The organism is Fibrobacter sp. UWH9 (genome assembly GCF_900129715.1).
GTDB lineage: Bacteria > Fibrobacterota > Fibrobacteria > Fibrobacterales > Fibrobacteraceae > Fibrobacter.
Map to the genome: position 1 here is coordinate 1 of NZ_FQWP01000006.1, position 20,615 is coordinate 20,615.

14 protein-coding genes are annotated in these 20,615 nt (G+C 50.6%); 9 read left to right on the forward strand and 5 right to left on the reverse strand.

Annotation, left to right across the window (positions count from 1 at the left end; all coding sequences use genetic code 11):
- Both BUB94_RS16710 and BUB94_RS06920 read left to right on the forward strand, forming a co-directional pair.
- Window positions 1-384, forward strand: a 384-nt coding sequence (locus BUB94_RS16710; protein WP_175549689.1) for a hypothetical protein, incomplete at its 5' end; no start/stop codon positions are given.
- 219 nt (window positions 385-603) lie between these two features.
- Entirely contained in the window at window positions 604-1,293 is a 690-nt protein-coding gene (locus BUB94_RS06920) for a PD-(D/E)XK nuclease family transposase (RefSeq protein WP_073157374.1), read from the forward strand.
- Here BUB94_RS06920 and BUB94_RS16715 read toward each other — a convergent pair.
- The 3 genes from BUB94_RS16715 to BUB94_RS06930 all read right to left on the reverse strand — a co-directional run bounded on the left by BUB94_RS16715 (window position 1,290) and on the right by BUB94_RS06930 (window position 5,482).
- The gene (locus tag BUB94_RS16715; protein ID WP_170932261.1) at window positions 1,290-1,445 is read right to left on the reverse strand and encodes a hypothetical protein; all 156 of its coding nucleotides are present in this window, start codon (window positions 1,443-1,445) and stop codon (window positions 1,290-1,292) included. The two genes, BUB94_RS06920 and BUB94_RS16715, sit on opposite strands and share 4 nt — an antisense overlap.
- Window positions 1,446-1,457: 12 nt before the next feature.
- Complete coding sequence (locus BUB94_RS06925; protein ID WP_073235455.1) at window positions 1,458-3,257, reverse strand: hypothetical protein; 1,800 nt, start codon at window positions 3,255-3,257, stop codon at window positions 1,458-1,460.
- 746 nt (window positions 3,258-4,003) lie between these two features.
- Window positions 4,004-5,482, reverse strand: a complete 1,479-nt coding sequence (locus tag BUB94_RS06930; protein WP_073287559.1) for a GGDEF domain-containing protein — start codon at window positions 5,480-5,482, stop codon at window positions 4,004-4,006.
- 346 nt (window positions 5,483-5,828) lie between these two features.
- On the opposite strand from BUB94_RS06930, the gene BUB94_RS06935 reads away from it, so the two are divergent.
- The 7 genes from BUB94_RS06935 to BUB94_RS06955 all read left to right on the forward strand — a co-directional run bounded on the left by BUB94_RS06935 (window position 5,829) and on the right by BUB94_RS06955 (window position 15,974).
- A complete protein-coding gene (locus BUB94_RS06935) occupies window positions 5,829-6,836 on the forward strand; it encodes a hypothetical protein (protein WP_073235460.1) in 1,008 nt (335 codons plus the stop codon).
- An 11-nt stretch (window positions 6,837-6,847) separates the two neighbouring features.
- A complete protein-coding gene (locus tag BUB94_RS16720; RefSeq protein ID WP_175549690.1) occupies window positions 6,848-7,000 on the forward strand; it encodes a hypothetical protein in 153 nt (50 codons plus the stop codon).
- 68 nt (window positions 7,001-7,068) lie between these two features.
- Window positions 7,069-7,245 carry a hypothetical protein gene (locus tag BUB94_RS16725; protein ID WP_175549691.1) on the forward strand — a complete coding sequence of 59 codons (177 nt, stop codon included), beginning with the start codon at window positions 7,069-7,071 and terminating at the stop codon, window positions 7,243-7,245.
- Between the two features lie 65 nt (window positions 7,246-7,310).
- Window positions 7,311-7,796, forward strand: a complete 486-nt coding sequence (gene ispF, locus BUB94_RS06940) for a 2-C-methyl-D-erythritol 2,4-cyclodiphosphate synthase (RefSeq protein ID WP_073235462.1) — start codon at window positions 7,311-7,313, stop codon at window positions 7,794-7,796.
- Between the two features lie 182 nt (window positions 7,797-7,978).
- Window positions 7,979-9,682: a Na/Pi cotransporter family protein gene (locus tag BUB94_RS06945; protein WP_073235707.1), complete on the forward strand. Its 1,704-nt coding sequence runs from the start codon at window positions 7,979-7,981 to the stop codon at window positions 9,680-9,682.
- A gap of 132 nt (window positions 9,683-9,814) precedes the next feature.
- Window positions 9,815-12,178 carry an ATP-binding protein gene (locus BUB94_RS06950; protein WP_073235465.1) on the forward strand — a complete coding sequence of 788 codons (2,364 nt, stop codon included), beginning with the start codon at window positions 9,815-9,817 and terminating at the stop codon, window positions 12,176-12,178.
- Between the two features lie 52 nt (window positions 12,179-12,230).
- Window positions 12,231-15,974 (forward strand): SNF2-related protein, encoded by a 3,744-nt coding sequence (locus tag BUB94_RS06955; RefSeq protein ID WP_083538155.1) that lies wholly within the window; start codon window positions 12,231-12,233, stop codon window positions 15,972-15,974.
- A 158-nt stretch (window positions 15,975-16,132) separates the two neighbouring features.
- Here BUB94_RS06955 and BUB94_RS06960 read toward each other — a convergent pair whose 3' ends face one another.
- Together BUB94_RS06960 and BUB94_RS06965 are read right to left on the reverse strand one after the other, a co-directional pair.
- Window positions 16,133-18,208 carry a glycoside hydrolase family 5 protein gene (locus BUB94_RS06960; RefSeq protein ID WP_073235469.1) on the reverse strand — a complete coding sequence of 692 codons (2,076 nt, stop codon included), beginning with the start codon at window positions 18,206-18,208 and terminating at the stop codon, window positions 16,133-16,135.
- 202 nt (window positions 18,209-18,410) lie between these two features.
- A complete protein-coding gene (locus BUB94_RS06965) occupies window positions 18,411-20,543 on the reverse strand; it encodes a glycoside hydrolase family 5 protein (RefSeq protein ID WP_073235472.1) in 2,133 nt (710 codons plus the stop codon).
- Window positions 20,544-20,615 lie beyond the last annotated feature (72 nt).

Below are 20,615 nucleotides of genomic sequence, written 5' to 3' on the forward strand. Positions count from 1 at the left end.
AAGTATGCTTTCGACATGGCAAAGTACGAGTCCTTGCTGCCGGAAATCGAGAAAAAATTGCGTGTATTGCCCAGCAGCGAAAGTGCTTGCCTTGTAAGTAAGATTGAGTTATATTTGAGGGAGTACATTAGCCCAGAGGCATTGGAGGTTCTGAAAATGGCATTCCAGAGTATTGGACAAAGGCTTGGCTTTGTGAGCGCCGGAGACGAATACCGCGCCCTTGAACGCAAGGTTCGCAGAATGGAGTCGGCAAGCAAGGCAAAAGATGCAAAACTGGCTGCGAGTGAAGCTAAACTGGCCGACCAGGCCAATGCTCTTGCCGATAACGCTGCTGAAATTGCTGCTCTCAAGGCAGAAATCGAACGGCTTAAGAGTGGCAAATAGCTGCTGCAAGCATTTCGCATAACGTCAGGACCCCTCGCGGGTCCTTTTTTTATTGTATAAAATGAAAACCCCCAGCCGGTGGGTTCCTTTTTTGTTTTTGGGATGAAAAAAATCAAAAAAAACGGGAGCGTCGTCTTGAAAAAGTCGTGTTATATAGCAGGTGGATAATTCACTCCGCCTCAACTGCTGTTTGGCATTTGAACAAGAATAAAGAATAGCATGACACGAGAAGAATTTGCCGAACTTTTGAAAAAATTGAGGGTGGCGAATGAAAATCTTGACTTGACCACGGATCTGGTGAATGCAGCTCTTAATTTGCAAGGCGAAGAACGTATAGAGAATCCGACACTCACGAATCCTTACATTCCCGGAGAACTTGGCTTTAAGAACGTTGAACCTGATGTTTTGCTGCGGAAAGTTCATCCTGTATATTGCGGAACAAAGCCTCCTGATGATATCATCTCAGTGGAGGTTCAGCACAATGGTAGCTCGATTTTTAGCGATCGGTTGATGCTTTATGTTGCCCGTCATACAAGCCGTATGGTGCCCCCAAACGACATGCGTCCGCTGGACAACTTGAATCTAATTAGCTTTCAACTTTTCGATACGTACCCGTGGAAAGTTTGCAAGGATTACCGTTATACAATCCAGATGCGGACTCAGAACGATCTCGTGTATTTCAGTAAACAGACAATCACCCTCGTGGAGGTGAAAAAGTTCTTGAAACACGCTGAGTACTTCAAGGATGACCATAGTCGGCTGGCTCAGTGGCTTCGTGCTATTGACGCTTTGAATAGGGAAGAATCTGCGGCCTTTGCAAGGTATGAAAAAAATTACCACCGAATTTTATTGCATAAAAAAGACCCGACTTCAATGAGGCCGGGCTTTTTCAAGATTCTCGAAACTTAGGCGTTCTTCTTGTTTTCAACATCGAAGTTGAGGCCGAACTCGCCTTCGTATTCCGGAACATCGGGACCCTCACCAGAGCCTGCAAGCAGGGAAGATTCAAACTTCATGTCGACGATGGTCATTTTCGGTGCGACGTATTCTTTCATTTCCATTTTCCTATTCCCTTATTTGATAATGACCTTTTGGCCCTTGTTGTAATATGTTCCCTTGACAGTGGGCTTCTTGTTCATCATGCGGCCCTTCATGTCAAACCACTTGTTTTCGTCCATGGTGATTTCGCCGGTGATGGTGTTCATGGTGCCGGTGGCGGTTGTTGATCCGTCGCCATCAATAAACTTGACCACGATTGTTTCCGGAAGATCTTCTTCAGCGATTTCGGTGCCGGCTGCAGCCTTGGCAAGAACGCCTGCGCTGTTGTACTTGAGGTAAGCGCGCATGGGCGGAACAGTTGCTCCTGTACCCGCCTTTATGAACTGGCCTGCGGTAATATTGTCTCCTTGAGAATTCCCGGCGAAACCATAGACGCCCTTCTTTGAGGATTCATTGAAGGTGATCTTTTCGTAGGTGCCCTTGAATGTCCAAGTTCCGGGGAGGCCGTCTACATTAGAGAAAACAGTATCTTCTAGGACATTAGAGTACGTTATATTGTACGCACACTTTTTGTATCCTCCATTGATAGCTCTATTGAAGATGATATTTGTGTCGTTTGCGAGAACGATGTAAGGGTGGTTGGGGATAAGGGGCTTGGAATTATCTCTTTGTTCAACCATGATTTGCCAAGTGAGGTTATCTTCTTGTCCCCAATTTCGAATGTTCAAAATGTCAAAAAAAACTGCATTTGAAATGCACTGATTTTCGCTAACGGTAAAAGGAAGAACTATGGTAGATGCAACTGCCGGATTATTCCACCCACTACCTATGGCAAAGGTGCGGTTGTATGCGATAGAGTCAACTGTCACATCCTCAGGAATGCTCAACGTCTGCAGTCTTGCGTCGCTCTTGCCGTCGATACAGGCTGTTCTTGCATACTGTGCATCACCGTTGTCATCAAGAACAGAGTTTCCTTCGGCGTCTTTCACGAGTACATTTTTAACTTCGAAAATGCCATCGCCATCTTGGAAGCATTCTGCATTTTCGATAACGTCTATTGCTGGGGGGAGCAAGTCGGAGTTGTCTGCTGCGGGTGCAAAAGACAATCCCGGTGCGGCTTTTCCCATGGTTCCCTGACTATTGTAAACAAGGTATGCTCGCATAGGCGGAACACTTGCTCCGGTACCTGCTTTCACGAATTGTCCAATGCTGAATTTTCCTTCTGTCTTGGAGGCAAACCCATAAACGCCTTTCTTGGTATTTTCGTCGAATACGATTTTTTCGTATGTTCCCTTGAATGTCCAGGTTCCTTTTAAGCCAGTGGATTGTCCCATGTTGTCGAGACTAGCGTCAAACTCTTTTTTGGGAATGGAGGATGTGTTTAGATTAAAAGTACAACCTCCGCCAAATCCGATATATCCAATACCATCCTTTACTAATCCGTGGGTATAGCTGAACAGGTAAGGAGTGTTGGCGGTCAAACTATCTTTGGTCATGTCGATATAGTCTGCTCGGGCTCTCCACACTGCATCCGTCGCGTTGTAAGTGATGCTTGTGATGCGTTTTAGGGTTGATCCGTCAACCTTACACCCTTTTTTTACTTCAAAAGGCAAGAATAGTGTTGAATTGGCGTTCATTACATCTTCGGCGCCATTTCTGAAGTAGTAGACGGAGTCTACCGTTACCGTATTAGGGATGTTGATTGCATCGTTGCGTTGATCGCCGGTTGCGTCAATTATGGCAACGCACTTGTTGTCGCCGTATGACTTGAAACTGATTGCTCCGTAGCTTTCGCTAGGGCAAGTGGCGGCCTGGGCGACGGAGAATGCTCCGGCGATAGCGATTGCTGCTGAAATTTTTAGGGTACGTATCATGTTGTTCCCACTTCTTAGGTAAAATTCAGTTCCAAATTTAGTTAAGTGGTCTCTTGGTGTCACTAAAAAAAAGTCGCAATAGATTGGAATATAGGGGAAAAAGGTGTTTTTTTTTAGGAGTGTAAAATTTTTATAAAAATCGTAGTGATGAATATCACAAGGGGGTTGGGAAAAAAATTTACAGCTTATAATCCGTATTTTTATTTTTGTAACAAAATAAACCAGGTGGAAACATTATGTTAATAAAATGGATTCCCACTGCAGAAGTAAATATGGTTAAAAATTCTCGTGGCTGTTATCAGATTAGAACGGCTGCGGATCTTTATCGCCTCAATTCGTGGTTCCTTCTACAGCAAGCAAGCAATCGTCAAGTAAGGAGTGAAAAATGAATATTAACGAAAATATCGAAAAGAAAGAATGCGTCCTCCTCAAATGACCGTTTTGAAGATGGACGGTGTTGCGACTCCGCTCTGTTGTTCTGATAATTGCGGTTATGGTTCCCAGTCGCTTAATGATGAAGGTGAATCCCTGGATTAACTTTCGTTCTATCGATATGAGAACGTTCTTGTAACACTCTAGTCGAAGCAGAACAAATACAGCGTTAAAAAATCCCGCAGAGCGGGATTTTTTTGTATCCTTCACGAAAAAGTCGGGGCGATTTCCTTATTTCGGGGGCGACTTTTCTCCCAGCACTCACGAATAAATGTTGGTTTTAAATAGGGAAGAATTTTGGGGATTGTTTTCGCTTAACCGCGGTAGAACGTGAAGGACTTGCCGGGAACTTTCTTGCTTTCGTAAGTGCAAGCGTCCGCCTGCTTGTAAAGCTCATCGAAGTTTGCTTCGCCGCCCTTTGCGATAGTTGCACCTAGGCTTACAGAAATGCGATAATCTTCAAGGCCCTTCACCTGGGTGTTTTCCAGCGTATTAAAGAATCTCTGGATAACCCTTGCGCCCAGTTCCTCGGTAGTGATATCCTTGGCGAAAAGCACAAATTCGTCACCGCCCAAGCGCATCAGAATGTCGTTGTCGCGGAAAGCCTTGCGCAGTGCCTTTGCGGTAGCGATAATCACCTCGTCGCCTGCCTGATGCCCCAGCGTATCATTCACCTGCTTGAACTTGTCGATGTCGAAAAGGCAGAACATACCATCCACCTTGTTGAACAATTTTTCCTTGATCTTGGTGGATCCGGCCTGGCGGTTGAACAATCCCGTCATGGCGTCGGTTTCTGCCATGGAAGTCAAGTGTGCTTCGCGGTTCTTCTGTTCGTCGATATTTTCAACCACATAGATGACGCGGTGCAGAACTTCTTCTTCGCTATCTTTCACGGCGATGAAACGTGCGCGGCACCATCCGAAATGTTTTCCCAAAAATTCGTGGGTGATGGTGTTCTTGTCCTTCAGTCGATCCTTCAGGGTGGTCATGTCGGTAAAGGCGAGAACCTCTTCCAAGTAGTCGGGATCCGTGGTGGCTTCCATCACTTTTTTGACGCAAACGGTAAAATTCTTTTCGGTGGGCAGGGAGTCCTGGATAAACTGGTTGGTTCGCATCATGGTGAACTCGTCGGTATCCATGTCGACCTGCGCCATAGAAATGTAGATGTTGGCCATGGACTTCCACTGCAACAACTGCATCTTGCGTTCCTTACTGTTGGCCAGGTTTTCGCGATGCTCAAAAACAAAACGCTCCAGCAAGGCCTTTTTCACGCAGCAGCCCAGGAATATACCCACGCAAGAGAAAATGGTCGAATTGACAATTTCCTGCATGCGGATTGCGGCGGGTTTTATGTCGGTGCCGTAATAGAGGGCGATAAACGATAGGGCGACAACGATGGTAAGGACTGTTACTCGGAAAGGCCTTGTGGCGAAAAGTTGAGGTACGATCAGGTACATGCCGAATAGGGTAATGGTCAACTGTTCCGGGGAATTGACGAACGTCAGGAACATGCCTGCGGCATAAAGCGCACACTCGAACGCAAATTCCAATGAGTGCAGAAGTTGTGGGAATCTGGGCACGAGCAACTTGTTGGCCAGAAAGATCACTATTGACAGAACCAGGGCTGCGATGTAACCCGTGGCCTTCTGCGAAATACCGTTGATGTCTGCTGAAAGTGCGGCCGCGGTCGCCGCTGCGAAAGCTGCCATGGAAAGCAACGAAAACGCATTTAGGGTTCTGCGGTTTCTGCTATCGATGGCCTCCTGGGAGGCTCGAAGCTCCTGGGGATTCATATGCGCATTTACGAGAAAACTCTTGATTTCTGTAAACATAAGACACCAAACTTTTTTTTAAGGCTATGAAAAAGATAGGAATAAATCGATGAAAAAGTGTAAGTTTTTTGTAAGTGCCTTGAAAAAATATGTTTTTTATTATGGACATCAAAAATCAAGTGCTAAATGTGATAGAACATACAGAAAAAGCAGGCCGAATATTGCCATATATATGGTAAAACCTAAATTTGGGACGAAAAGTTTTTAGGTCGTAAAGAACATAGCCCAATTTTAAAATATTGAAAATTTTTTTCTGTTTTTTTAAATTTTCCCTGGTTTGGTAATGTTATCAAAGGGAGTCTTAAGAATGAAACGTTTGTTCCTTTCTCTGTTTGCAGGCGTATTTGCCGTATCAGCTCACGCCGCCGATACCAAAAGCGTGGAAGATCTGAATGCACTTTCCAATGGAAGTGTTGTCTTCACAAAAGAAAATGACAAGTTGGTCGCTACCATTACGGACACCGCAAGAGTGTTCAACATTAGTAAAGATGTGGACGTGGACGAAGTTCGCATGGAAAGAGTATTTGCGGCTAATAAGAATGCGACGGTGGTGCTCCCGTTTGAAATTGATACAACAAAAATTGTCGGTGGCCAGGTTAGAAGATTGCAAACCGTAGAAAATGGAAAAGCCGTTTTTAGCCCTGAATACGTTGGAAAAGCATTTGCTTATGCTCCGTATCTTTTGGAACTAAAAGGAAATGCGACGAAGTTGGAGTTTTCTGGTCCGGTAAAACTAATAGCGACTACGCCGGAAAATACGAGTTCTGAAAAAGCCTGGATTAATCCTTGCGCAAATAATGGAGGGTGGCAGGTTATTGGCACTACCGCCCTTAAGGGCTGGACTGCTAATGGTGTGTATAAGGATGAAATCGGTTCTGTCTATGGCTTCATGGGCAAGGATCTTTCGGGTACGGATGCTTCTAATACGGTTGAGGGTGTTAATGAACTTCATGTAGGCGATTTTGTAAAGATCAAAAGTGCTAAGATTCAGGCTATGCGTGCCTATTTGAAGTATGATCCGAGTGCTTGCCCTGTTAAACAAGGCAAGCCCGCTGCTCCTGGTGCTGCTTATGCCCCCGAAGCTCCCGCAACTACCGTGTATTCCATTGACGATTTGCCGGAAACCATGAAGGTCATCATTCGTAATCCTGTTTCTGAAGGTGGTGACGAAGATGATGTTACTGCAATCAAGTCTCTTAAGCCGGTTGCTGCACCTAAGGCTGATGTATGGCATGATGCTGCTGGCCGTAGCATGAATGCTCCCAAGGCTCATGGCGTCTATCTCAACGATCGTACCCCGGTAATTGTCAAGTAAGGAACTGTAGAATGAATATCAAGATGACTGAAGAAAAGAAAGAATACGTTGTTCCTCAGATGACCGTTATGGACATGAAAATTGAAACTGTTCTTTGTGCATCTGGTGATCTTGATGATACTGCTGATGCTGAGGGCTGGGATAACCTTCCTGGTTTGAACTAACTCTTTCAAAAATTTTTTCTCTAATCCCCAAGACTCGCGACCCCGTCATCGCCGACGTATACCGCCGCATGATGGTAAGCGCATTGGAAAAGAACTTCATCACGGAGGTTGCAACAGGTATGGTTGCAGAAGCTGAAATCAGCATTCGCGTCGGAACCGCCCGCCGCGAAGGCCGTGAGGAAGGTCGTGAAGCTGCCCCGAAGAAATCAAGGTGCTCTAAAGTTACTCACGCTCATGATCTTTAAAAGATTCCCGACGCATCATTCCTGCGTCGGGGATTTTTATATTTGTCAAAAAAGAGGTTTTAAATATGGAAAAGGTTTATCGCTCCGGCATCGGATTTGACGTTCACAAGTTGGTGGAAGGCCGCAAGTGCATTATCGGCGGCGTAGACATTCCCTACGAAAAGGGTTTGCTGGGTCATAGCGATGCCGACGTGCTGCTCCACGCCATTAGCGATGCCTTGCTGGGTGCTGCTGGCCTGGGCGATATCGGAACCTACTTCCCGGACACCGACCCTGCCTTCAAGGGTGCCGACAGTCTGGAGCTCTTGCGCAAGGTGGGTGAGGAAGTGGCGAAGGCTGGCTACGACATCATCAATATCGACGCCATTGTCATGTGCGAACGCCCCAAGGTGAACCCCCACAAGGACCAGATGAAGGCGAACATCGCCCGTGTGCTGAACCTGGATGTAAAGCAGATCGGCATCAAGGGCACCACCACCGAAAAGTTGGGCTTTACGGGCCGCGGTGAAGGCATTGCCAGCCAGGCTGTTGCCATGGTCCGTTCCAAATAAGCACATGTTTTTCTATATTTAGCCGCACTTGATACAAACAGAAAACTACGCCGTGAGCCCGGACTAGCAGAACTACTGTGAAAGCGCTCTTGCGAATGCGAATCCGCTTGTACGATCCGATAACGGCGCAAAACTCGGCCCTGTGGATGGGCTAGATAGGAAAATATATGCCCGCTGTGGACATGAAACTCGCTGTGCTCACCCTTCTTGGGTGTCTTGCACTTTTGATGTTCGGTATGAAGACCATGTCTGAAGGTCTTCAGAAACTCACCGGAAACACTCTGCGTACCATGCTGGGTACCATGACTAAACACCGCGTAATGGGTGTGGCCACCGGTACCGCAGTCACTGCCACCATCCAGTCTTCTACCGCTACTACCGTGCTCACCGTGAGCTTCGTTAATGCTGGTCTGCTTACTTTGAAGCAGGCCATTTCTATTATCATGGGCGCCAACATCGGTACCACCATCTCTGGTTGGATCATGGTGCTGGGGTTCAAGTTCGACATGCTCTACCTGGTTTACCCCTGCTTTGTGCTGGGTATCATCATGAGCTACTCCAAGAAGAACGGGACCAAGAGCTTTAGTGAATTCCTGTTCGGCTTGGCCTTCATGCTGTTCGCCATTACCACCCTGCGAACCACGGGTGCCTCTATGCACCTGGGCGACATCCCGGCGGTGCAGAGCTTTGTGCAGTCCTGCGGCCAGTGGGGCTTTGCCAGCACCTTGCTGTTCTTGCTGATCGGTAGCATTATGACCATGTGTGTGCAGTCTTCTGCCGCAGTCATGGCCATCACCTTGATCCTCTGCTCCAGCGGCGCTCTCGAAATTTACCAGGGTATCGCTCTGGTGATGGGCGAGAACATCGGTACCACCGTCACTTCTAACGTGGTTGCCCTCAGTGCTTCGACCCAGGCTCGCCGTGCGGCCCTTGCCCATATGCTGTTTAACTTGTTCGGTGTGGTGTGGGTGCTCTGCGTGTTCCATCCCTTCATCAACTTGGTTTGCAGCCTGGTGGGTTTCGATCCTTCTATCAAGCCTTCTACTCCCGAAGAAGTCAAGGCCGCCCAGGATGGCGTTACCTTTGCGGTGGCAGGCTTCCATACCATGTTTAACGTGTGCAACGTGCTGATCCTGATCTGGTTCATCCAGCCTATGGAAAAGCTCATCTGCAAGATTATCAAGGACAAGGCCGACGACGACGAATTCCGTCTGAAGTTCATTACCGGCGGTATCCTCAGCACCGCAGAACTTTCTCTGTTCGAAGCCCGCAAGGAAATCGTGCTGTTCGCCCAGCGCTGCAAGAAGATGTTCAATATGGTGCCCGACCTTCTGACTACCAAGGACGAAAACGAGTTTACCAAGATCTTCAGCCGCATCGAAAAGTATGAAGGCATCAGTGACAGCATGGAAGTGGAAATCGCCAAGTACCTGAACCAGGTCAGCGAAGGCCGACTCTCCCTTGAAAGTAAGAGCAACATCCGCTCCATGCTCCGTGAAATTTCTGAAATGGAAAGTATCGGCGACGCCTGCTACAACATGGCCCGCGCCATCAACCACAAGTTCCGTAGCAAGGACGACTTTACCGAAGATCAGTACAAGCACATCAACCACATGATTGAACTGTGCAATGTGGCTCTGGACTATATGATTGAGGTGGAAGAGGGCAAGCCCGGTGCCGACTATAACCGTTCCCGCAATGTGGAAAATGAAATCAACAATTACCGCAAGAGCCTGAAGGAACGCAACGTAGTGGACATCAACGACAAGAAGTATGATTACCAGATGTCGGTGCACTACATGGATGTGGTGAATGCCTGTGAACACCTGGGCGACTACGTGATCAACGTGGTAGAAGCCCACGTGAACAAGAAGCAGACTTCCTAATTCAATCTTCTAGACGAAAATAGGCCCTGTTTGCGGTCTAGATTGGAGAGTCCCCTCCGGGGGACTTTTTTTTTGTTTATATTTCGTGATGTAAGATTTTTGTAATTTGCCGCATTTTTATAGAGGTGAGAAATGGCTGACAGTTCCGAGATTCTTGAGCAGGTTTTTGAGCATTCGAACCAGATTATTATCGTGTGCGATTATGTGACTCACGAGATTCTGTATGCGAACCCTGTTGCACGAAGCCTGGCCTTTATTCCCGGAGCCTCTGTGTCGGGGGCGGTCTGCCATAAGTATCTGGTGGGTCTGGATAACCCCTGCCCGTTCTGTCTGCTGGAAAAGATGGATGGCGAAAAGATCAAGGAAGACGAACTTGAAGTGGGCAAGCGCGTGCTGTCGCAGAAGTTCGTGGTTTCGGAATGGAAGGGACGCAAGGTCTTTATCGAGTACGCCTGGGACATTACCAACATCCGCCGTACCGAGAAGCTTTATGAAAGCCAGGTGAGCCTGCTGTTCGCTTCCATTCCCGATGCGTTTGGAATTTTCCACCTGGATGTAACCGATAACGTGGTGCTTGGCCTGAACGGGAAGTCCCGCTCTGTAGAAAGCTTTAGGAACTGCCGTTCCGTAGACCAGTTGATTGCTTACATGGGACGTTTTATTCCCGATGAGGCGTCACAGATCCGCTTTGTGCAGAACTATTCTTGCGAAAAACTGCAGAAGTTCTTTGTAGACGGTAATATTTCCTTTGACCAGGAATACAACATTATTGTGGACGAGGTCTTGTCGCCTTGCCGTATTCATGTCCGTTTGCTGATGAATCCCAGAAATTCACACCTGGAATGCATCCTGTATGGCCTGGATATTACCCAGGAAAAGAAGGAAAAGGAACGCATGACCATGTTGCTGGATGAAGATAAATTCCGCAAGAAGGTTTTTGCCGCCCTGGAACGGGCTTACTTCTGTGTTTACTATGTGGATTTAACGTCGGGCAAGTTCCGCGAACTGGGACACACCGATGTGGATGCCATCAAGAGCTTCATCGGTCAGGAAGGGGATGCCCGTGAAAAGTTCAAGGTCATGAGCGAACAGATGGTGGAGCCCGGCTACGAACAGGTTATTACCGACTTTACCAACCTGGATACCTTGCCTTTGCGCATGGGTGGCCGCGAGTCCATTAGTGTCCGCTTCAAGGGTACATACATTGGCTGGGGTGAAGGTCAGTTCATTGCCATGGAACGTGATGACAATGGCCGCTGTATCAGTGTGCTGTGGGTGATCCGCTCTGTAAGCGACGAGGTGGCCCGTGAAGAAGTTTACAAGGCTCAGCTGAAGGCCGCAGCCCAGAAGGCGGAACGTGCCAGTGCTGCCAAGTCCAGCTTCTTGACCCGCATGTCCCATGATATCCGCACTCCCCTGAACGGAATCCTTGGTTTGCTGGAACTGGACGAGATGAAGAAAATCGAGGGCGAGGCCCGCGACGAGTTCCGCAAGAAATCCCGCACGGCGGCCAACCACTTGCTCTCCTTGCTGAACGACGTTCTGGAAATGAGCAAGCTGGAAGATGCAGACACGGTTCTGGCCGAGGAACCCTTCCACCTTTATGACTTGCTGTCGGATGTCTATACCATTGCCGGTTTGCGTGCTGTCGAAAATAACGTGACCCTGGATCATGACTGCGGCGTAAGCCTGAAGCATAGGGATCTTATTGGAAGCCCGCTGTATGTCCGTCAGATTTTTCTGAACTTGCTGACCAATGCCATCAAGTACAACAGGCACGGCGGCTCCGTGTTCTGCCATTCCGAGATGATTAGCGAAACGGAAGACCAGGTGGTGTACTGCTTCCACGTGGATGATACGGGCATTGGCATGAGCAGCGATTTTGTTCAGCATATCTTTGAACCGTTCGCCCAGGAGCACTCCGACGCCCGCAGCACCTACCAGGGATCCGGCATGGGCATGGCTATTGTAAAGCGCCTGGTAGACAAGATGAACGGCCATATCGAAGTCCATAGCGAAGAGGGCATGGGTACGCGCTTTGCCGTGACGGTCCCCTTCAAGATCAACCACAATCCCCTGGCTAGGGAAGAGGTTTCTACCGAGAATGTGTCGGTGGAAGGCATGCGTGTGCTGCTGGTGGAAGACAACGCCCTGAACATGGAAATCGCACAGAACTTCCTGGAAGACATGGGCCTGGTGGTGACTTGCGCTAACAATGGCGAAGAGGCGGTAAAGGTTTTCGAACGTACCCCTGAAGGTAGCCTGGATTTGATTCTGATGGACCTGATGATGCCTGTGATGAACGGCTATGACGCCACCAGGAGGATCCGCCTGTCTGAAAAGAAGGATGGCAACCTGATCCCCATTATTGCCCTGTCTGCTAACGCCTTTGCAGAAGACGCCCAGAAGTGCAAGGAAGTGGGCATGAACGGCCACCTGGCAAAGCCTATTAACGTAGCACAGCTGAAGCAGACCTTGGCTAAATTCAGAAAGTAGAGCGCGAAGAGCTGCACAAAAGTGCCGTAATTTTATTACATTTGCGCTCGTTATGGAATATGGAGTTTATGGAGGGACGTGGTGGAGCAAGAAGTGGCTCGACACCTTGCTTGCCGGCGTATCGTCCCATGATGTAGAGGTTGCCCTTAAATATGTGGCGAGGGGTCAAGTCACGTTGCTAGACGTGATGGATAACCGTGTGCGTTCCGAGGTGAAGGGCCCCAATGGGGGCTCCCACGACAACTACATCGTATTTCCCAAGTTCCCCAAGGAACAGGCCGATATTTTCGTAGGGCTCTTGAAGCAGCAGCCTGCAGACCTGGTGGCCATATCCCACGATTCCATCAACCCTTCCATCGAGATCCTGCTTGAAAAGAGCGGCCTTGCTCTGTTTGACGAAGCCCACCGGGTGAACATGAACTGCGATTGCAGGGATGCTCTGCCCTGCAAGTACGTGATTTCCACCTTTCTGAAAATGGCGGAAAAGATTGCCGCTGACCCGCTGGTGCTGTTCAAGATTCATGGTCTGGACCTGACGTTCCTGAAGGATTACAAGCCCGAGAATGTGGAAACGGATGTGCCCATGGAGCGGGCGCTGGTCCATGTGTTTCCCGGATTCCGCGAAGAGACGCCCCGCGTTCCCATGTTCCGTTTTGAGGACTGGCGGGACTATTCCCATGTGCTGCCGGCCATGCTCACCAACTTCCCGGATTTCTGCCCCGGCGGAAACTTCAAGAAGAGCTTTGTCGACGAACTGGAACGGTGCCGCAGCTTTTACAATCATTTCGAAACTTTCGAACAGTTCGCCCAGGACTTCGGCATTTATCACGCCCGCACCTTCCTTATGGAAAAGGAACGGCTGCAGGTTATCCATGCCAAGGGTTGGTCCTGGACTTTTGACCAGCTGGTAGAAGACCGCGTGGTGGCTTCTGGCCTTGCGGTAGAGAACATCATGGGGGCTCTGTGCCGCCTGAACCAGAGTTGCGTGTGGCATAACCATGTGACGGTGCGCTACCTGCACCAGCTTTTGACGGTGGCCTATTACCTTGTCCGTTGCGGTGCCATTTACCCCCAGGTGTTCTGGGTCAACAGCTTTACGGCACAAGTCCGCTGGCTCCCTGCTGAAATGCTCCCCGACGTCTTGAATGTTGTCATGGAACTGGAAAAGTTCGTGCCCGACGATTTCGCCTTTGACGAGAAGATGGTGGCCAAGGAAGGGGCTGAAGACGATTCCGGGAACCCGCCTGAAAAGGTGCCGGTGCGCAAGGAGTTGGCCCAGGCTGCCGAACATATCCTTTCCATTTTTATCGGTCGACTTTTGCGGTTTTCCCGCACGGCCCAGAGCAGCAAGAAAAGCGTTCACGACAACTTGCTGGGATTTTTCTTCGACTGCAAATCCGGGCGCCTGGCTGCCGGCGGCCTGAAGATCCCCTCAAAAATCCAGAAGTGGTTCTCGGTTTACAACTCCCTGGATTTCAACAATCAGATTGTGTTTGTCTGCGGTGAAGTGGGCAAGGCTGTTGGCCTGGAAGTTTTTGTGGAAGAGGATGGCGAGACCAAGGTGCGCTCGCCCCTGGCTAACCTTTTTGCCGCTAACGACCCGAGGCTTCTGGCGTTGATGAATGTGCTGAACTGCGTGGCCGAAACCTTTAAGCCTATGAAGGTTTATTTGGAAAATCGCGGGTCGGAAACGCTGATTTTGGAAGGTGCCGAATTAAAGGAATTCGTTACCTATGGAATCAAGAAGTTTGAAGTATTCGGCATCAAGACAGAACTGCCCAAGTCGCTGTTGAATATTGCCAAGCCCAAGGCCCAGATGAGGCTTAAGGGTAGCCTTGGCATTGGCGCCTTTAAGGCCAGCGACCTGTTGGACTTTGACTGGGAAGTGGCCCTTGGCGACGAGACTGTTTCTGCCCAGGAATTTTTGAAGCTGGCGAAGAACGCCGGCGGTCTTCTGAAGATGAAGTCCCAGTATGTGGAATACAGCGAAGACGACTTGAAGCTACTGGAACAGCGACTGCAAGACAAGAAGGCTTCTGGAAAGGCTGGTGCCGCTGGGGTGGATACGTCGGGTGAGGGCACAGCAGAAGGCTCGGAAAACGGCTCGTCTGAGGATTCGGAAGAAGAATCTTCACAGACCATATTCTCTACGGCACGTCTGCTGCAGGCTGCCTTGACGGGCCGCTGCGACGAAGTTCCCATTACTATGACCGACGGGTTGAAGGCCCAGCTGGATGAATGGCGTGCGGATACTTCCCTTACGTTACCCGAAGGTCTGAATGCCACATTGCGACCCTACCAGGAAAGAGGCTATGCCTGGATGCATAAGAATCTTGAAATGGGCTTTGGCTGTATCCTGGCCGACGACATGGGTCTTGGTAAGACCCTCCAGGTGATTACCTTCTTGCTGAAGATCAAGCAGGAAGGCAAGATTACACCCCGGGGGTGGTTTGATGAACAGGGTATCCCTGGCCCCGGCTCCGTGCTGGTGGTTGTGCCTGCAGGCCTTTTGTGCAACTGGAAAATGGAAGTGGCCCGCTTTGCGCCGGAGCTTTCCGTTTATACTTATCACGGCCCGGGACGCAAACTGGACAAGTTCCAGCACCATATTTTGCTGACCACTTATTCCACTTACCGCCTGGATCACAAGAAGTTGCGTGACATGCGCTGGCAGGTGGTGATTATTGACGAAGCCCAGAATATCAAGAATGCCGACAGTGAACAGAGCCGTCTGTTGCGAGCCCAGCAGGCTCCCATGAAAATTGCCATGAGCGGTACGCCTGTGGAGAACCGTCTGCTGGAATTCTGGACCATCATGGACTTCTGTAACCGCGGTTTTTTGCCGGGTCAGGCCGAGTTCCGCGACAAGTACGAGACTCCTATTCAGAAGTTCAATAACCAGGCGGTGGCCGAACGGTTCAAGAATATTACCGCACCCTTTATGCTTCGCCGCATGAAGACTGACAAGACCATCATTAGCGACCTGCCCGATAAGATCCAGCAGGACGAATACGCCGAACTGACCAAGAGCCAGGCGGCTCTCTACAAGCATACCCTGGACGATTTTATGGCCCAGTTGGCGGCTATGAATGGGGAATCCGTCATTTCTATGGATGATTCCACGGCGGATGTCCTGGAAATGGCCGAAGTGCCGGCGGGTGGCAGCCTGTTCAAGCGCAAGGGTCTGATTCTTCAGATGATCATGGCCTTAAAGCAGATTTGCAACCATCCCAGAACATTCCTGAAGGTGGGGGAGGGCAAGGTGGAAGATTCCGGAAAGCTCCGTATGCTTTTGGACCTGCTGGCCTCTATCCAGGAACAGGGCGAAAAGACTTTAATCTTTACCCAGTTCCGCGAAATGGGCGACCTGCTCCAGGAAGTGATTCAGCGAGAAATGGGGCTGCCGGTGGATTTCTATCACGGTGGCTGTTCCCAGACCCAGCGTAACGCCATGGTGAAGAACTTCCAGGAAAATCCTGATTCCAAGGTGCTGATTCTTTCTCTGAAGGCGGCGGGAACGGGCTTGAACCTGACGGCGGCTTCCCAGGTGATCCATTATGACTTGTGGTGGAACCCGGCTATCGAAGCCCAGGCCACGGACCGTGCCTTTAGAATCGGGCAGACCCGCAATGTGCAGGTCCACCGCTTTATTACCAAGGGTACTTTCGAAGAAAAGATCAACGCCCTGCTGGAATCCAAGAAGGCTATTGCCCAGATGACGGTGAACGCCGGCGAAACCTGGCTTGCCGACATGGACGACAAACAGCTAGACGAAATCTTCAGACTGGACGGATAAAAAAAACGGCCGCACGTCTGCGACCGTCTTCCCAAACCAAGGGACCAAATTTTTGGCGACAATCTCCGGGTCGGCTATGTCGCCACTTTACCGACCCGCCTTGCGGAACACACTCCTGAGTCGCGCAAGGATTTTGAGTTTTTTAGAAGCGTTACCGCTTACTTCAGGGTTACCTTCTGAACATACTTCACGTTATCCTGCTTGATGACCAGGAGAGCGGAGCCGCGGTAATCAGTCTTCAGCTGAACGGTGCTGAGGCCCTGCATGGCGGTGTAGTTCTTGGAGGCGATTTCCTGACCAAGGCTGTTGAGCAACTTGACGGAAGCCTGGCTGCTTCTGTGGGCGTTGAAGGTGGCGGTAACGAGACCGTTCTGGGCGGTGACCATCACCTTGTTGTTGGTAGCGGCGATGCTCTTGATGGCGGCAGTAGTAGATGTACCCCAGTCGCCGGTTGCGTTTGCTGCAATGAGAGAACCGCTTGCGATACCATCGAAGGTGCCAGATTTCTTGTCGAAGTTGTTCAGGGTGTCAACAGTACCGTCGGCCTTCCACAGGAGCATATTGTCCAGGTACATGTCGCCGGTGAACTGGGTGCCGTAAATGTTGATGCCGATAGCCTTCATGCCCTTGGCGTCGACGATAGCCATCTGGTTGGCGCTTTCACCAAATTCAACCTTGTAGTTCTTCAGACCCAGTGCAGCGAGGGAATCCACGTTGCCCAGGCTGACTTCCTTCCACTTCCAGTTGCCGGACATGTTGAACAGGGAAACGCTTGCCCAACCGTATTCGCCGCAACCGTCGCGAGTCTGATCCAGGCAGGGGCCTGCAACAGTACCGGCGACGCGCATGTCGAAGGAAATGGCCACATAGTCGCTCCAGTTTGCACCGCTCAGGTCGATACGGAAGGTACCTGCTTCGCTGGTGTCAGACTGTACGGTCTTGTAAGAAATGTGAACAGCCTTGTCGCCTTCCACAACCTGGGAGGAGCTGGGAGTAGAGGCGCCGCTGATGGCGGGGAGACCATAAACTTCGCGGATGGCGTTGATGGCGCCTGCGTCAAGCAGCTTGCCCATGGGAGCGGACTGACGACGGAGATAAGCCATATTGTCGTAAGCTTCGGTGCTTTCGTTACCCATGTCCCAGATAACGGGGATGACGCCGTTCTTCTTGGCGGCCTTGGCCACGTCGCGGTGCCACTGGATACGGCCTTCGATGTGCTTCTGCAGTTCTTCGCCGCTGAGTTCCGGGTAGCGGATGTTGGCGCCGAATTCACCAATCAGGACGGGGATGCCGTAAGCCTGGGCAATCTTCTGGAACTGATTGTCGACGTAGGCGCCGGTGCTGACGGTAGCGTCGACGGAATTTGTCCATGCGTTGTAGCCTGCGTTGCGCTTGGCATCGGCACTCTGGTAATCACCGTAGAAATACTGGGTCAGAATCTTTTCGCCACCAGGTGCGCCCCAGTCCTGTTCGCTGGGCATGATGGTGTACTGGTAGGGGCTATAGTAATGGACTTCGAACATCATGTAGCCTGCCTGCTTGTCGGTGGGGAGCATGTTGGGCTTGATGTGGGTGACAGACTTGTCGATGTCGGTGTTGGTGCCCTGGATAATCAGGGTACGAGTTTCGTTGTTGCCGCCAGTAGCGCGGACAGCGTCAATGAAGGTCTGGTAGTAATGCATCAAGGTCTGAGCATGGGCTGCGTTCCAGTCATTATCACCCAGGTTAGAGCCCGGTTCGTTGGCACCAGCAAAAAGCAGGTGTTCGTCGTAATCCTTAAACTTGTTTGCAATCTGGGTCCAGTAGTTCTTCATCTTGGTGTCGACTGCGGCTTCTACAGTTTCGCCGATGTGAGTCTGGAACCAGCCATCTTCGCCTTCGTGGTGGATGTTCAGTACCACATAGAGGTCGTTCTTGATTGCGAAATCAACGACGGTCTTTACGGAGTCCAGCCAGGTTTCGGTAATGACACCGTTAGGAGCGTGAGAATCCCAAGCGCAGGGAATACGGACGGTAGAGAATCCAACAGCCTTGATGGAATCCAGCAGTTCCTGGGTGGGGAACGGGTTGCCCCAAGCTGTGGGGTTGCTGGGGACTTCCAGGGAGTTACCGATGTTGAAACCGAATCCCATCTTTCCTGCCAGATCGGCGGCCTTGGGAAGTGCTGCGAATGCAGAAGCGCTTGCCAGCAAAGAAGTGGCGCAGGCGAGACCGAATGCATTTTTGAAGTTCATAATTGCTCCTTAGTTTTATTTAAGGACAATTTATATTCCGGATTGGAGCATTAGTTGTTTTTTCGTGCCGCTGTTGAAAAAGCCGGTGTAGAGTTCTCAACATGGGTATCGGAATTTACAACGCATACTTTATAAAGAAACGGCCCCTCCAGGGAAGGGCCGTAATCAAAGGTATGCAGTACTTTTTTGCGAACCTAGTTCATTACTTCAGGATGACCTTCTGCATGAACTTCTGGCTGCCCTGCTTGACCAGCAACATGGCGGCGCCGCGGTAGCCGGTGGTGAGCTGAACCGTGTTGGCCCCTGCATGGGCGGTGAAGTTCTGGGAGGCGATAACCTGACCCAGACCGTTGATCAGCTTGGCGGAAGCTTCACCTGCCTTGGCTGCGGTAAAGGTGGCGTTCACATAACCCTGCTGCACGTTCACGAACATCTTGCTGTTGACAGCGGCCACGGCCTTGATGCCTGCAACAAATTCGGGACCGGTGCCGTCTGCGTTGGCGTCAATGAGCTGAGCCTTGGCAATGCCATCGGTATCCGGCAAATCAGCGTCGAAGCTCTGGAGGGTATCGCAAGTGCCGTCAGCCTTGATCAAGACGATGTTGTCCAGGTACATGGTGCCCTGGAGCTGAGTGGCGTAAATGTTGATTCCGAATGCGGTCACCTTGGACTTGTCCTTGAACTTGAGACCGTCTGCCTTGTCGCCATCGGCGTCAACCAGCTTGATGGTAACAGTGTTCAGTACGCTCTTGAAATCTTCCATGGCTCCCAGATGGAAGTCGGACCAGCTGCTTGCTGCCGTGCTCATGCCAAAGGCGTCGACACTTGTCCAGGCGTAGCCATTGCAACCCTTGGTCGAATCACCGACGCAACCAATGACGGAAACAGGTTCGGTGCGGAGCTGGAAGGAAATTGCTGTGTACTGGGACCAGTCTACGCCACCGTTGAAGTTGAGGCGGACGGTACCAGTTTCGCTTGCGGTGCTGATCTTGGTGTTGTAGGTAACCCAAAGTGCCTTGTCGCCTTCCTTGACTTCAATCTTTTGTGCGGGGGTGTATTCTTCTGCAGCGGCGAACTGAGTGACCATGGCGTTCATGACCTGCTTGTCAACAACGGAACCCAGATCGGAACCGTAAGCTGCCTGACGGCGGATAATGGTAAAGTTGTTCACGTTGATGGAGCCGTCTTCGATCTTGGCGGAGGTGCCTTCAAAGCCGGTATCCCACACAACGGGAACGAGGCCGTGCTTCTTGGCGGTTGCCACGGTGTAGCCGTACCAGGCGGCGCGAGCCTTCTGGTGCATTTCCAGGTCGGAACCGCTAAGGGTGTAGTGGCCTGCAATACCCATTTCACCGATCACCACAGGGATGCCCTTGTCAGAGAACAGCTTCTGCATCTTGGAGAAGGTCTTTTCGATGTCGCTCTTGGAACCGGTTGCGGAACCGGAACAAGTATGGGCGGCGTCAGCACCGGTGGTCTGGTCTTCCCAATAGTAGTACACCTTGCCCCAGCTTTCGTCGGCGGGCATAAAGGCCAACTGGTAGGGGTAGTAATGGAATTCGGCCATGGTGTAACCTGCACCGGCCGGATCTTCGGGATACTGGGCGCTGAGCAAGTCGGCCTTGTCGTGTTCAGTACGGGGAACCTGCACGATCACGGTACGGGTTTCGTTGTTGCCGCCAGTTGCACGCACTGCCTTGAGGCAAGCTTCGTGGTAATCCTTAAGGATGTTCATTCGGTCTGCACCAAAACCCAGCTGACCGTTGTCGGTGTAGGCGGCGCCAGAACCGCGGTGGTCGTTAACGCCCGGTTCGTTGGCGGAGGCGAAAATCAGGTGTTCGTCGTAGCTCTTGAAATAGTTGGCGATCTGGGTCCAGAACTTGCCCTGGAGTTCGGCGATGGCCTTGGCGTCGGTAGTGCTGTTCTGTCCGTTGCGGTCGATATGGGCGCCGTCGAAAACGTTGTCTTCCAGCCAACCGTTATCCCAGTGGCTGTTCAGCATCACGTACATGTCGTTGGCGATAGCCAGGTCGATTACGTCCTTGACGGTCTTGAGCCAATTTTCGTCAATGACGCCGTTTGTAGAATGAGTGTACCATGCGCAGGGAATGCGGATGGTGTTAAATCCGGCTGCCTTGATGCCATCGATAATGGTCTTGTTCGGCACAATGTTGCCCCAGTTGGTAGGATCGTTGGGCACTTCCATCGTGTTGCCGATGTTGTAACCCAAACCCATCTTGGGGTAAATATCAGAAGCCTTGGGGAGGGCGAAAGCGGAAATGCTTGCCATGAGGCCAAAGCCTGCAACCAGGCTCAAAAGTCTAGAGACGTTCATCGTTACTCCTTTTTGCGGGAAAATCCCATTTAACCAACCAAAAACCAAACAACCAAGGCTAAAGTTAAATAG